The sequence below is a fragment of the Leptospira bandrabouensis genome (genome assembly GCF_004770905.1).
Classification (GTDB): Bacteria; Spirochaetota; Leptospiria; order Leptospirales; family Leptospiraceae; genus Leptospira_A; species Leptospira_A bandrabouensis.
Map to the genome: position 1 here is coordinate 1,001,302 of NZ_RQHT01000014.1, position 14,985 is coordinate 1,016,286.

Annotated in this window: 8 protein-coding genes and 1 pseudogene; 8 read left to right on the forward strand and 1 reads right to left on the reverse strand. The window is 37.0% G+C overall.

All coding sequences use genetic code 11. The features are described from left to right. Position 1: 1 nt before the first annotated feature. The 4 genes and pseudogenes from EHR07_RS11940 to EHR07_RS11955 form a co-directional block, all read left to right on the forward strand. Complete coding sequence (locus EHR07_RS11940; protein WP_135745280.1) at positions 2 to 3,259, forward strand: transglutaminase family protein; 3,258 nt, start codon at positions 2 to 4, stop codon at positions 3,257 to 3,259. Beyond that, positions 3,260 to 5,794 (forward strand): circularly permuted type 2 ATP-grasp protein, encoded by a 2,535-nt coding sequence (locus EHR07_RS11945; RefSeq protein ID WP_135745281.1) that lies wholly within the window; start codon positions 3,260 to 3,262, stop codon positions 5,792 to 5,794. After that, on the forward strand, positions 5,787 to 6,668 hold the full coding sequence (locus EHR07_RS11950; protein WP_135745282.1) for a transglutaminase family protein: 882 nt from the start codon (positions 5,787 to 5,789) through the stop codon (positions 6,666 to 6,668). Before EHR07_RS11945 ends, EHR07_RS11950 begins: the two co-directional genes overlap by 8 nt. 108 nt (positions 6,669 to 6,776) lie before the next feature. Continuing rightward, positions 6,777 to 9,899, forward strand: a pseudogene (locus EHR07_RS11955) (efflux RND transporter permease subunit); the annotation flags it as partial. 262 nt (positions 9,900 to 10,161) lie between these two features. Here the strand turns inward: EHR07_RS11955 and EHR07_RS11960 are convergent. Further along, on the reverse strand, positions 10,162 to 10,524 hold the full coding sequence (locus EHR07_RS11960; RefSeq protein WP_135745284.1) for a Spx/MgsR family RNA polymerase-binding regulatory protein: 363 nt from the start codon (positions 10,522 to 10,524) through the stop codon (positions 10,162 to 10,164). 50 nt (positions 10,525 to 10,574) lie between these two features. Here EHR07_RS11960 and EHR07_RS11965 point away from each other — a divergent pair, with 50 nt between their 5' ends. The 4 genes from EHR07_RS11965 to EHR07_RS11980 all read left to right on the forward strand — a co-directional run bounded on the left by EHR07_RS11965 (position 10,575) and on the right by EHR07_RS11980 (position 14,968). After that, positions 10,575 to 11,660, forward strand: a complete 1,086-nt coding sequence (locus EHR07_RS11965; RefSeq protein ID WP_135745285.1) for a UDP-N-acetylmuramate dehydrogenase — start codon at positions 10,575 to 10,577, stop codon at positions 11,658 to 11,660. 45 nt (positions 11,661 to 11,705) lie between these two features. Further along, positions 11,706 to 12,728 (forward strand): endolytic transglycosylase MltG, encoded by a 1,023-nt coding sequence (gene mltG, locus EHR07_RS11970; protein ID WP_135745286.1) that lies wholly within the window; start codon positions 11,706 to 11,708, stop codon positions 12,726 to 12,728. A 49-nt stretch (positions 12,729 to 12,777) separates the two neighbouring features. After that, positions 12,778 to 13,035 (forward strand): hypothetical protein, encoded by a 258-nt coding sequence (locus tag EHR07_RS11975; RefSeq protein ID WP_135745287.1) that lies wholly within the window; start codon positions 12,778 to 12,780, stop codon positions 13,033 to 13,035. A 160-nt stretch (positions 13,036 to 13,195) separates the two neighbouring features. Continuing rightward, positions 13,196 to 14,968 (forward strand): hypothetical protein, encoded by a 1,773-nt coding sequence (locus EHR07_RS11980; RefSeq protein WP_135745288.1) that lies wholly within the window; start codon positions 13,196 to 13,198, stop codon positions 14,966 to 14,968. The last annotated feature ends 17 nt before the right edge of the window (positions 14,969 to 14,985 follow it).

Below are 14,985 nucleotides of genomic sequence, written 5' to 3' on the forward strand. Positions count from 1 at the left end.
TATGAGTATACGAGTAGCACTTTCCCATATTACGACTTATCAATATGATAAGTCAATTAGGCTCTCTCCGCATGTAATTCGATTAAGACCTGCACCACATACTAAGAATCATATTGTTTCTTATTCGTTGAATATTTTGCCAGAACAGAAATTCCTTAATTGGCAACAGGATCCATTTGGTAATTATTTAGCACGTTTGGTTTTTCCTGAAAAAACAAATATTCTACAAGTAGCTGTAGATTTGGTTACAGACTTAAAGGTAATCAATCCATTTGATTTTTTTGTGGAAGAGTATGCGGAGAAATTTCCTTTTACTTATGACAAAATTTTAAAAAAGGAATTAACACCTTATTTAAAAGTTAAAAAACCGGGGAAACTACTTACATCGTATCTCAAAACAATTAATAAAGAACCAAAAAGAATCGTAGAATTTTTAGTAACTCTCAACGCAAAAATTTACTCTGACATTGGTTATGTGATTCGAATGGAACCTGGAATCCAAACTACTGAATTTACTCTTTCTTCTCGAATGGGTTCTTGTAGAGATTCTGCTTATTTGTTAGTTCAAATTCTGAGACATATGGGTCTTGCGGCAAGATTTGTATCTGGATATTTAATACAATTAAAAGCGGATGTAAAATCTTTAGATGGCCCATCGGGTGCTGAATCAGATTTTACCGATTTACATGCTTGGGCAGAAGTTTATATTCCTGGTGCTGGTTGGGTAGGACTTGATCCAACATCTGGTCTTTTTGCTGGTGAAGGACATATTCCTCTCGCGGCAACTCCAGAACCAGAATCTGCTGGCCCCATTCAAGGTTTTACAGAAAAAGCTAAGTCTGAGTTTTCTTTCCACATGAACGTGGAGAGAGTTTTGGAAACACCACGTGTTACTTTACCATATCATAATGAAGATTGGGATCGTATTATTCGGTTAGGTGATTCTATTGATAAAAGAATCAGAAAAAATGATATAAGGCTTACCATTGGTGGAGAACCTACTTTTGTATCCACAGAAAATCGGGAAGCACCGGAATGGAATTTTGATGCGTTGGGTTTTGAAAAATATTCTAAGTCAGAGCAGCTCATCAAACGTTTGGGAAAACATTTTGCACCTGGGGGACTACTGCAATATAGCCAAGGAAAATGGTATCCTGGAGAGCCAATTCCTCGTTGGGCTATGATTTCTTATTGGCGAAAAGATGGAGAACCAATTTGGAATCACCCGTATTTATTAGCAGACGATCGTTATACTGGTTCGGCAACCACAGAAGATGCAAGAAAATTCATAAGTGTTCTCGGAAACCATTTAAATATACCTTCTAAATCAATTCATTCAGCTTATGAAGATAATTTGTATTATCTTTGGCAAGAAGCAAATTTGCCAAAGGATACCGAATCCATGTTAGATGGTTTAAATACTTATGACAAAATGGAACGGGAACGTATCTTAAGAGTGATCGATTCTGGCATTCATCGTGAAGTTGGTTACACAATTCCCCTTGATTACGATGCTTTCAGCCATTCTTGGATTACAGATGAATGGACTTTTCAGCGTGGCAAGATGTTTTTAATTCCTGGAGATTCACCTATTGGATTTAGGCTTCCCTTACATTCCTTAGGTGGAAAATCGTATTATCCTTATCCAGAAGATCCCGCCGTACCCAAACCAAAATTGCCCAAAGCAAAGGAATTAGGGCAGTCACAGTTATTTACAACAAACTTTAGTTATTCGATTGGTGGCTTTCAGACAAGAACCGCCCTTTGTGTCGAACCCCGAAATGGAAACATCCGTGTTTTTTTACCACCCATCCAATCTTTAGAAGGTTGGCTCAGGCTCATTTATGCAATTGAACAAACGGCCCTAGAAACAGACATTCCGATTGTTTTGGAAGGCTACGAAGCTCCTCATGACCCAAGGTTAAATCGTTTTAAAATTACCCCAGATCCCGGTGTGATTGAGGTAAACTTCCATCCTTCCACTTCCTTTGGAGAGATCGTTGAAAAAACAAAAGTTCTATATGACGAGGCTTACCAACTTCGATTGACTGCAGAAAAATTTTTAATTGATGGTCGTCATTCTGGAACAGGCGGTGGAAATCACATCACATTAGGTGGAGCAACTGTTGGTGATAGCCCATTCTTACGAAAACCTTCGCTTTTACGAAGTTTGGTTGCCTATTGGCAAAATCATCCAGGACTTTCCTATTTATTCTCTGGAATGTTTATTGGACCTACTTCGCAATCACCTAGAATTGATGAAGCAAGAAATGATTCATTACATGAATTAAAAATAGCATTCCAACAAATAGATTCCAATCGACATACTCCACCTTGGATGTTGGATCGAATTTTAAGAAATATTTTAATTGATATTACAGGAAATACACATCGAACAGAAATATCTATAGACAAATTGTTTGATCCAGGGTCACCTACTGGCCGTTTGGGGCTTATCGAAATGCGAGCATTTGAAATGCCACCTCATTATCAGATGAGTGTCATCCAACAAGCATTTATGATGGCTATTGTTTGTAAGTTTTGGGAAGATCCATACTATGGAAATCCCATTAATTGGAATACTGAATTACACGATCGATTTATGTTACCTTATTTTGTTTATCGTGATTTTAAAGAAGTGATTCAAGATTTACAAAATAGTGGTTTTGGTTTTTTATCAAAAGACTTTGATCCTTTTTTTGAATTTAGGTTTCCACAATATGGAATTTGTTATTTAGATGGTATGGAAATTGAATTACGAATGGCACTTGAACCATGGAACGTACTTGGAGAAGAAAATACAGCACAAGGAACTTCACGGGGAGTAGATTCTGCTACAGAGAGAGTGCAAGTCAAAGTTAAAGGATTTCATCCAGAGAGATATCGTTTGAGTTGTAATGGATACGAAGTTCCACTACAACCAACTTCGGTTCAGAATGAATTCGTTGCTGGTGTTCGTTTTAAAGCCTGGTCACCTGTATTTACTTTACATCCACAATTACCGGCACAACAATCGTTAGTGTTTGATGTTTACGATACCTGGAATCATAGAGCTCTTGGTGGTTGTACTTATCATGTTTCTCATCCTGGAGGATTGTCATACCAAACCATTCCTATCAATGGATATGAAGCAGAATCAAGAAGGATTTCTCGTTTTTGGACTCATGGTCATAAGATTGGAAAAAGTTTGCCGCCAGTTCGTTTAGAAAATAAAGCCTTCCCATCTACCTTAGATCTTAGGATGGTTACATTCAAATAGATGATGACTCAAGAACCTTTTCCTTTAATCGGAAATTATAAAACCATTCCTGGAGTTTATGATGAACTCTACGATGCAGAAGGTCAAATTCGAAACAAATATAAGTTCTTAGTAAAATCCTTTCAAGAACTTGGCCCGGCGGAGTTATTGAATCGACGACGTGATACGGATCGAATTTTAAGAGAAAATGGTGTTACATATAATTTATACCAATCAGATTCACCCGAAGCAAAAGAAAGGCCTTGGGATTTAGATTTATTTCCATTAGTAATGGAAAGTGAGGAATGGAGGATTTTAGAAAGAGGACTTAATCAACGTGCTGATTTACTTGATGCACTGGTTAGAGATGTATATTCCAAAAGACGACTGTTACACGAAAAAAAAATTCCACCAGAAATTCTATTTAATGAAACATCATTTTTACGTGCTTGCGACGGAATGTATGATTCTAATCACTTTCTAACTAAAAATCCGGCACTTCTTTTTTTTGTTTGTGATATAATAAGAGCTGCGGATGGAAATTTTTATGTTTTGAATGATCGTGTACAAGCACCTTCAGGTTCTGGATATTCATTAGAAAATCGGATTGTATTGTCTCGAATTTTTCCCAGTATGTATCGCGATGCAATGGTTCACCGCGTTGCAGTTTACTTTCGCTCCCTACGAAAATCCTTAACTCAACTTGCGGGCGTTAGTGGAAGAGAGCCGGTTATAGTTTTATTAACCCCAGGACCATCGAATGAAACATATTTTGAGCATGCCTATCTTGCTGGATATTTAGGTTACACACTTGTCCAAGGCGAAGACTTAACAGTTAGAAAAAATAAAGTATATATGAAAACTGTGGAAGGTTTGCAACAAATCGATTTGATTTTGCGAAGAGTTGATGATGATTTTATGGATCCTTTGGAACTTAGAGGAGATTCACTTTTAGGCGTTCCTGGACTTTTAGAATCAGTTCGTTCTGGACATGTAAAAATTGCGAATCCTATTGGAACTGGCTTTTTAGAAAATCGCGCTTTATTGCCTTTTTATTCAGATTTATGCCGTTTTTATTTGGGCGAAGATTTAATTCTGCCAATGGCACCAACTTATTGGATGGGAACACTACATCACTTTCAATTAGTTTTACAAAATCCAGAAAAATATGTTTTTAAAACAGTATCTCGTACTGATGAAGAAAAACCTGTAACTTTCATTGAACTGAGCGGAGCTAGAAAAGATTCGTTTTTACAAAAATTAAAATCATCGCCCAATCGTTTCATTGCACAAGAAATGATCGCTTCTGCCACTGTTCCTGTGTTAGGTGAAAATGGCTTTCGACCGGGTCGGGCTATCATGAGAACATTTGTTTCTTCCTCTGGATCTGGATATCAAACCATGGCTGGTGGTTTAGTAAGGGTTTCACCTTCCTTGGATGATTTTTTCATTACAAGCCAAAGAGGTGCTTGGAGTAAAGACCTTTGGGTTCTCGCTACGGAAACTCAAAAAGAAGAATCACTTTTAGTACCAAAATCAGATCAAGTTTTGATTTCAAGAAAAAGTGCAGGAGTGCCGAGCCGTGTCGCAGATAATTTATTTTGGTTGGCAAGGTATTTGGAAAGATCAGAAAATCAAACGCGTGTCATACGAGAGGCCACATATAAAATTTTACAAGTTGAAGACGGTTACGAAAGAGAATCTTTAGAAAATTCCTTAAAATTAGTAACACATGTTACTAATAGTTATCCAGGTTTTATTGGAGACGACGCAGGTGAATTATTTTTAAACCCATTTCCAGAACTACAGCGATTAACAACAAATCGCCAAATAGTAGGTAGTTTAGCTTTTCATCTAAAGAGCCTAGTGACAGCTTCTAAATCTGTTAGAGATCGACTCTCAGAAGATATGAAAAAGATTTTATTGCACTTAGAAGACCAATCGATTCATGAAATCGAATCTTATGATCAGATTATTGACTATCTACAAAAAATAATCGTGAACTTATCTTCATTAACTGGTTTGTCTTTTGAAAATATGAGTCGAGAAGCCGGTTGGTATTTTTTAAATCTTGGTCGTCGCATCGAAAGATCAATCAATATGATTTTGATGTTACAAGGAATGATCCGATGGGATAAATTTCGGGACAAATCATCCTTTGAAACTTTTTTGAGAATTAATGACATTAGATTAACTTATAATAGGCGATATAGTGGAAAAATAGACCAAGAATCAGTTTTAGATATTTTGTTATTTGATACTACTAATCCTAGATCTTTTGCTTATCAATTAGAACAAATCAATTCAAATATAAAGTTTTTACCAGGTAAAGATGAGAAAGTCGTTTATTCAGAAGATCGTGCGGCTCTTCAGCTATACACTCACTTTAAAATGAAAGATATTTCTATATTCTTTGCGAGTGAAAATCCTTTAGAATCTGTTTCCATTTGGTTGGAAGAGTTACATACCTTTTTAAAACAATTATCTGAAGCCCTGTCTGGTCGGTATTTCAATTATACCGAAGAACAAACAAGGATCGGAGATGGTAATGGCTGATTTTAAAGTAATACATAAAACTAAGTATAGTTATGATGATACAGTTGCTTACTGCCATAATATGGCTCACATGTATCCGTTGACAACCTCGCACCAGGATTGTTTTAGAACTCATGTGACTGTAAACCCTAAACCTGTAGTCTCTTCCTTTCGAAGAGATTACTTTGGTAACCAAGTCTTTTTGTTTTCGGTAGAAGATCCTCATCGTTCTTTAGAAGTTGTTGTTGAATCGACAGTACGAACACATCAGTCTTTGGGAATTGATTTATCTAAATCGACTCCTTGGGAAAATATATATTCACTCATTCATGAGTCCACGCTTGATGCAGACCTTTTGTCTATTGAATACATCCAACCATCTTCGTTTATTGCGGCTAAACAAAGTTATTCGGAATTTGCACGTTTGTTTTTTACTGATGGCAAACCTGTTTATGCGGCGGCCTTGGAGATGACAACTTATATTTACCAAACTTTTCAATATGATCCTAAAGCGACGAGTATTAACACACCAATTGACCAAGTTTTAAACGAAAGAAAAGGTGTGTGTCAAGATTTCTCTCATTTGATGATAGCTGCCTTACGTTCGTTAAGAATTCCAGCTCGTTATGTGAGCGGATATTTAGAGACACTTCCTCCTCCCGGTACGCAAAAATTACAAGGAAGTGATGCAACACATGCGTGGGTTTCTGTTTATTGTCCTATCTTTGGTTGGTTGGATTTTGATCCAACAAATGGCAAAATCATCACAGAAGAATATATTATCACAGCTGTTGGTCGAGATTATGCGGACGTATCTCCATTAAAGGGAATTTTATTTGGTGGTGGAAAACATAAGTTGAAAGTTGAAGTAGATGTAATACGAGAACAAATTTAAATGTTTTTGGTTCTCTAATTTTTTATCACTAAAGTTTTGGGTTTAAATCTTAATAAGTTTCACTAGCCAGAAAAACAAGTTATGATATTCTATCATAAAGTAAACCTTATGATAGAATCAGTTGTAGCATTTTCAATTCAAAACAAATTTAAAGTAATGGGTGTAACTTTAGTTTTTTGTTTGGTTGGAGTTATAAACGCTTTCCATTTGCCTATTGATGCAGTTCCAGATGTTACTAATGTTCAGGTAACTGCAGTTACATCTTCTCCCGCCTTAACTCCTTTTGAAGTGGAGCAGTTCATTACCTATCCTATTGAATTAAAATTAAATGGGATTCCAGGTGCCACTGAAATTAGGTCCATTTCTCGCGCTGGTGTAAGCTCTGTCTCGGTAATTTTTGAAGATGGAACTGATATTTGGTTCGCAAGACAAATTGTAAATGAACGATTGAAGTTAGTTGATGCAGAGATTCCACCTGAATATGGAAAACCTGAATTAGCACCAGTTGCTACTGCTTTGGGTGATATTTATGAATTCATTTTAACATCAGAAAATCATAACGAAACAGACCTACGTAGTTTTATTGATTGGGATCTTTCTAAAAAAATTAAAAGTGTTCCTGGAGTTATCGAAGTGAATACTTTAGGTGGTTCTCTTAAACAATATCAAATACTTATCGATCCTAAAAGATTACAAGTTCACAATTTAACAATTTCTGAAATATTAGAGAATTTGAAAACAGCTAACTTTAACACAGGTGGAGGTTACGTTCAGAAAGATTATGAACAACTTGTGATTAGAGGTGAAGGTCAGTTCGAGGGTATTGATGAAATCAAAAGAGTGGCTGTAAGAACTGCAAACGATGGAATTCCGCTTTTACTAGGGCAAATAGCAACAGTTAAAGAAGGTCCAGCATTACGATTTGGAATTGCAACAAAAAATGGAAAGGAGGTGGTTGCTGCCACTGTCATTATGTTACTCGGTCAAAATTCGCGCAAAGTTGTGAGTGATGTAAAACAAAGAATGGAGGAAATTCGATCCACACTACCACAGGGAATGAAAATTGAACCTTTTTATGATAGATCTGAGTTTATCAATCGTGCATTGAAAACAGTTTTTATTAATCTTACAGAGGGAGCCGTATTAGTATTTTTTGCTTTGATATTGACTCTAGGAACTGCGAAAGGAGGTATACTTGTCGCTTTAGCAATTCCGGTATCTATGCTAATCGCTGTTATATTTATGAAATATATAGGCGTAGTAGGAAATTTAATGTCACTAGGTGCATTAGATTTTGGATTGTTAGTGGATGGTTCTATCGTGATGTTAGAATCAGTTTTGGCCGGTTTTTATATGGGTAGAAAAAAATTTAACCGACCGATGAATGAAGATGAAATTAAAAAAATCACGGACGATATCATTTTAGAAAGATGTCAAAAAGTCGGTAAGGCAGCGGCATTTTCTGTTGCGATTATCATGTTAGTTTATTTGCCTCTGATGGTTCTTGAAGGAGTGGAAGGGCGTATGTTTCGTCCAATGGCAATTACAGTTGCTTTAGCTCTTGCAAGTGCACTTGTATTTTCGATTACAGTATTTCCTGCAAGTCTTGCGATTTTTTATAAAAAACCTTTCATTCATAAGGCTCATGCTTGGGAAAAAATTGAAGAATATTACGTTTTACTATTAAATTTGGGAAAACAAAGAAAACAAAAGATTTTATTATTCTCAGTGTTTTTGGTAATAGGTTCCTTTTTCTTAGGATCTTATCTAGGATCAGAATTTTTACCTAGAATTGACGAAGGCGAAATTGAAATTGATGCGAAACGTTTGCCTTCCACTGCCATTGATTATTCAAAAGATTTAAATAAAGATATTGAAAGGGTATTAAAACCATTTCCTGAAATTTCAAGTGTTGTCTCTCGAGTTGGTAGGGGAGAGTCTGCAGCAGAACCTTTGGGTACGGAAGAAACTTCTGTCATGGTAAAACTTTCTCCGAAAAAAAATTGGGTCAATGCCAGTTCTAGAGAAGAATTGATGAATGTTTTGAAAGATAAACTAATATCATCGATCCCATCTACATATTTTAGTATGTCTCAACCAATTGAAAATCGAGTGAATGCGCTACTTACTGGTTCGAAAGCTGATGTGGTTCTTAAAATTTATGGCGATGATTTACAAACCTTAAAAACTCAAGCAGATAAAATGGCAACGGTTCTGTCAAAAATAGAAGGAACAGGTGATTTGCGTGTACAACGTTTGTTAGGTCTTCCCATGTTGCAAATAAACACAAACTATGATAACATGGCTCGTTATGGGGTGACCGCTTCCGAAATATTACGCACGGTCGAAATGATGAGAGTTGGCTCGACAGCAGGGAAAATATTTGAAGGTGCTAGAAGGTATGATTTAGTATTACGATTAGATTTACAGGCGAAAGACATCGATTCAGTCCGAAACATTCCTATTATGACTTCACGAGGTACGACGGTTCCGCTAGCTCAAGTGGCAGATATTGAAATTCTTGATTCTGCATCAGCGATTTATCGAGAAGGACTCAGACGGAGAATTTTTGTGGAAGTGAATATTCGAGGTCGTGATCTCGTTGGATATATCAATGAGGCTAAAAAGAAAACCGAATCCATTCAAAATGCTTTACCTGAAGGTTATGAAATTGAATGGGGAGGACAATTTGATAATTTTGTTCGTGCACGAGACCGACTCATTCTTGTAGTTCCGGTAGCACTAGCGATTATATTTTTTATGTTAATCATAGCATTCGAAAGTGTGTATTATGCAGTTGGTGTTTTTTCTGTAGTACCTCTTGCTGCAGCAGGAGGTATACTGGGTTTGTTAGTTCGTGGCCTTCCTTTTAGCATCCCTGCAGCTGTTGGTTTTATTGCAGTCAGTGGGATAGCTGTATTGAACGGCGTCGTTTATGCATCAACTTTAAAGGATGAAATCAAAGCAGATGTAGATATCGATAAGGCCGTTGTATCGGCAGGGATTTTATCATTACGTCCTGTTCTCACTACAGAGTTTATTGCAGCCATTGGCTTTTTGCCAATGGCATTATCAACTATGGCAGGCGCTGAAGTGCAAAGACCGCTAGCAACAGTTGTCATCTTTGGTGTGTTAGTTGCTACTGCACTTTCAAGATTAGTTTTACCTTTTGTTATGGAATATCTTTTGAAATTGGATGAAAACAGGAAACTAGTAAAGGAAGAAAATCGAATTAATAGAAGTTCAAAACTAATTCAAATTGATATTGGTGAAGATAGTGACGAACCGAAAATGCAATCAAAAAATCCACCGAATCAAAAGCGAAAGTAGTCTCTAGGCTGTGGAAATATGAACTAATTATTCAAAAAAAAATGATTTTAAACAAATCAGTTGTGTTTTTGTCCCGCGCATGGTAAAGGGAATGCATTGGGTGGCGGGTCTAGTTCCCCACCCAACAATCGGGCGGGGATTCTAATATCCGCAGCTTCCTAGGCTACCCCAATTTTTCCTTCCACTCCTCTTCCTTAAACCCTACCAAAAACCAACCATCGCCCACAACAAACGGTCGTTTCACCAAATTTCCATTCGAGGAGAGTTCTTTATAAATTTGATCTTCCGTAAGTGCAGTTAACTTTTCTTTCCAATTTCCTTCACGATAATCCTTACCTGAGGTATTAAAAAGTTTTTTAATATCACCTAAGTATTGTTTTGCTTTCTTAAGCTCTGTGACAGAAGGGGGATTGTCCCGGATAGGGACTTGCTGAAAATCCACTTTTTTGGCTTTTAAATATTTGAGGGCATTTCGGCAGGTACTACATCCAGAATATTCGTAAACTTTCGGGTTGGAACGACTCATAAGACTGATTTTCTTACTTACGATTTTTGCGGAAACTTTTTATTGGGATTATGTTTGTCCAAAATAATGTTCACTTGGCTCCGCACACAACATTGCAATTGGGTGGTGAGGCAAAGTACTTCATTTCTATAAAGACAATCGAAGATCTAAGGTATGCTTTAGAATTTTGTAAAAATGAAAACCTACCTTTTTTTATTTTGGGTGGTGGATCGAATACTATATTTCGAGATTCTGGTTTTCCTGGTGTCATTTTTAAAATGCAAATCCCTGGCATACGGTGTTTAGATTCAAACAATGAATACAGCATTTTTCAAGTTGGTGCTGGTGTAATTTGGGACCATTTTGTTGAATTTGTAGTCAAGCAAGGGTTAGCTGGCGTTGAGTGTCTTTCAGGGATTCCAGGTTCTGTCGGTGCATCTCCAATTCAAAATATTGGAGCTTATGGCCAAGAAGTCAAAGATTCAATTTTAGAAGTGGAATGTATGAATCCTTCTGGAGAAATCATTTCAATTAAGAATCAAAACTGTAATTTTCGCTATCGCAATAGTGAGTTTAAATCCGGTATTTATAAAGACTATATTGTAATTTCAGTTACCTTTCAATTGTCTAAGGAAGCTGCACCTTGTTTACGTTACCCGGAGTTACAAAATCTATGGGAAACTTCTAATTCAGAAAATTTTAAAAACGGCAAATCAAATTTAGAATCGCGAATTCAACAAATGGAAATGGTTCGAAATTTGGTGGTTCAACTTCGAAAGAAAAAGTCGATGGTTCTAGATGAAAATGATCCAAACGCTCGTTCGGCGGGTTCTTTTTTCACAAATCCAATCCTTTCTGATTTTGAAGCAGAAAAATTCATAGAAAATGCTAAAAAACTTGGATTCGAAAATCCTCCTATCTATTCCGAATCTCCTGGTTACAAAAAACTCTCGGCTGCTTGGCTGATTGAAAACTCTGGGATCCAAAAAGGTACCAAATATCCAGGTGGGGTCGGTATCTCAGATAAACATTGTTTAGGTCTAATTAATATAGAAGGTTCAACGTCAGCACTTTTAAAGATGGCGGAATCTGTCAGACAACGCGTATTAGAAACATTTTTTGTTAGATTAGAAATGGAACCAGTCCTAATACCATAAAAAAGATTTGGTAATTGCCGATATGACAAAGAGAATGGGGATGAAATGAACTCGAAACTTAAAAAATACCTGGTTTTATCAGGATTAAGTATTTCCTTACTATTAGTTTTGGCCTTGATTGGTTTTTTCGTAGTCGACGAACTCAAAGGAGGTGCTGTCGGCGATGGGCAAAATAAATACGAACTCATCATTGATCCCGGCGAACCTTCATCGAGTGTAGTACGCGAGTTAGCTGCTGCGGGAATGATCAAATCATCTGTATATTTCAATTACTTGATGAAATTTACGAGAGCCGGAAACAAAATCAAACAAGGTGTTTATGACATTAATGACGGAATGAGTTCACGTAAAATTCTCGACGTCATCATTTCTGGAAAAGTAAAACTCATAAGTTTTACCGTACCTGAAGGATATAACAATCGCCAGATTGGAGATTTATTAGTTTCAAAAAAACTAGCCATCTCACGAGAAGAATTTTTGAAAGTGACACAAAGTCCTGCTTTGCTAACAAAATACAATATTCCTGCAAAAACTTTAGAAGGTTATTTGTTTCCTGAAACGTATTCGGTTCCTTTAAATTATCCTTTGGAACGAATTACTGAGATGATGATCAAGCGTTTCTATAAAAAATTAGAATCCATTCCTGAGGCGAAAGATATAAAACCAGCGGATCTTCATTTTAGAGTAGTACTTGCTTCCATAGTGGAAAGGGAGGCTGTGAGAAAAGAAGAAAGACCTATGATGGCAGGTGTGTTTTTAACTCGGATTGAAAAAAATATTAATTTAGAGTCTTGTGCTACCATTCAGTATTTATTTGATAAACCCAAAAAAAGGTTATTTGAATCTGATCTTAAGATTGTATCACCATACAATACTTATATCAACGGTGGATGGCCACCAGGACCAATTTCGAATCCAGGTTTACCAGCGTTAGAAGCTGCTTTTAAGCCAATGAAATCGGATAAATTGTTTTTTCTTCTCAAACCTGATGGTTCTCATTATTTTTCTTCCACATTCAAGGAACATTTAGAGGCTAAAAAGAAATTTATAGATGTTTTATATCAATAGAATTCAAATTTCTTTGCTAAGTTTTGTTATGGATTTGGTTATCTAACTAATGGATGAAAACATAGTTGAACTCAATATTGCAATAGGTGGGATTTCTAAGGAACTTTTGGATGTGCAAAAGGCCTTAGATGCCTACCGAGAAAAACAAAAACGTAAAGAAGCTATCGACGAAGAGGCCGTAACGTTTATCACAAAAGCAGAATTAGTTATAGAAAAAGCTGAGAATGGAAAACTCCAACTAACTTCAGACCAAATTCGACGTATTAAAAGTAACTTAGTAAAAATTTTAAATCGAATCAAGAAATAACGTCTTTAACCAAACCTTCATAGAACCTTCACCAGCTTGTCATTCCACTGTAACAAATAAGATGCATATTTACCTCTAGCTAGAGGGAGAATTTTTGCGAATCCCTTTCGGGAAGGCCCGCTAGCGAAACAAATTCGAGTTTTTCGAAAGAGGATTTCAAATGAAAAAAATTATCAATAAAGGCCTGGTGTTGGTTCTCATTGCAATGATGGGACTTGCATCGGTAGATTGCCAAAAGAAAAAGGATGATAATACGCTTCTTTTGGCTGCATTAGCATTTTTGCTAAACCAGCCAGAATATACGATTATTCTTACAGGAACACTTAAAACTTCAGGTGGTTCCGAAATAAAAGATGGTAAAGTGGTTGTTGAAGATGGAGAGAATCCTATTCTTTCTTCTGGTCAAACTAATTTGTCGGACTTCACTTCCTGCCAAACAAACAGTTATGCAGTAGGAGCCGCTGCGCCAGCAAATACTGTGGACGGAGAGTTTACACTTAGTTTTCGAACAACTACGGTTAATGGTGCCCTAAAATTTTCGGCATCTGAATCTACTGGTGCAGACAATACCTCCAATTGTTCTTCGGTAGTTGCTAACTTAGCAGCTAGCACTTTTACAAATTCATTAGGAAATGGAACGTTAAATTTAAACATTGATTTGAATGATAGAACAAATACTTCAAATGTTTCAGTAACAGCATCTGGATTTATAGCAACTATTAAAGCTGTCAAAGTATTTGTTAAAGGGGAATATCCAATTGTGAACCCAACAATAGGTGAAAACCTTTGTGATGGACGACGATTGGCAGGTGGACCTACAATTAAAAGTGGATCCATTTCTGGTTCAGAAACTTGGTCGGGTGGAATTTTACTCCAAGGAACTGTATTTGTAGAATCCGGAGCCACTCTCACTGTATCTCCTGGAACAGCGATTTTTGGGCAAAGAGGATCTTCTATTTTCTTTAAACAAGGTTCCAAGTTAATTGCAAACGGAACGGCAGCAGATCCTATCTGTTGGTCTTCGGCAAGTGCACTTGGTTCCCGATTCCCAGGAGATTGGGGTGGTATCGTAGTCATCGGAACAAGTGGGGCTTCACGTTCTTCGAATACAGAAGGAACTACACCACAAGGTTATGGTGGAGCATTAGGTTCCGATGTAGAAAATTTGAATATGTCTTATAATATTGTTGAATTTGGTGGAAATGAGGTCGCTCCTGGCGACGAATTAAATAACCTATCAATCTACTCATCAAAGTCTGTATTAAATCATGTTCAGGTTCATAGAGGATTGGATGACGGAGTTGAGGCTTGGGGTGGATCAGGAACTTGGTCTAACATGCTCGCCACTGGTGGTCTTGATGACGACTTCGACTTAGATGAATCATTTACGGGAACACTCACAAATTTAATCGGTCATAAATATCCTTCTTCATGTGGTGGTTCATTCTCAACAGATCCACATGGTTTTGAAATGGATGGTATTGACTCAACTAGCGGTGGTGGCGGAACATGCGCTGGATCACTCTCACGTTGTACAAATCCTACGATTACAAATGTTACATTAGTCGGAGCTGGTATTTCTGGTGGACAAGGTATGAGATTAAGAGAAGGTTTTGCGGGTACAATCAACAAGGCCATTATCTATGGTTTCGCTGATGCCGCTGCTGTGAGCACTTCAACTACTGGAACATTCCCTGCAGTGACAGCTACTATTTCAAACTTAGCGTATGAAACAGGAAAAACTACAGCAATTACTCCAACTGGTTCAACAACAATCAGTGCGACTCCAATTTCTTCAGTAGGTTCTACAACCGAATGTGGATTTGGCGAAACAAAACCAGATTATAGAACGATTGGTTCTCTTTCAGGCACTTACGTTGGTGGTGCAACATCAGAATGGTATAAAGACTGGACTGTTTATCGAGCTAGATAATTAAATTATCAGTTTAC

What these genes read in the sequence shown, in the direction of transcription:
- EHR07_RS11980 (WP_135745288.1), top strand. Translation starts at nt 13,196, where the DNA reads ATGAAAAAAATTATCAATAAAGGCCTGGTGTTGGTTCTCATTGCAATG.
- EHR07_RS11940 (WP_135745280.1), top strand. Translation starts at nt 2, where the DNA reads ATGAGTATACGAGTAGCACTTTCCCATATTACGACTTATCAATATGAT.
- EHR07_RS11950 (WP_135745282.1), top strand. Translation starts at nt 5,787, where the DNA reads ATGGCTGATTTTAAAGTAATACATAAAACTAAGTATAGTTATGATGAT.
- EHR07_RS11945 (WP_135745281.1), top strand. Translation starts at nt 3,260, where the DNA reads ATGATGACTCAAGAACCTTTTCCTTTAATCGGAAATTATAAAACCATT.
- EHR07_RS11975 (WP_135745287.1), top strand. Translation starts at nt 12,778, where the DNA reads ATGGATGAAAACATAGTTGAACTCAATATTGCAATAGGTGGGATTTCT.
- mltG (WP_135745286.1), top strand. Translation starts at nt 11,706, where the DNA reads ATGAACTCGAAACTTAAAAAATACCTGGTTTTATCAGGATTAAGTATT.
- EHR07_RS11960 (WP_135745284.1), bottom strand. Translation starts at nt 10,524, where the DNA reads ATGAGTCGTTCCAACCCGAAAGTTTACGAATATTCTGGATGTAGTACC.
- EHR07_RS11965 (WP_135745285.1), top strand. Translation starts at nt 10,575, where the DNA reads ATGTTTGTCCAAAATAATGTTCACTTGGCTCCGCACACAACATTGCAA.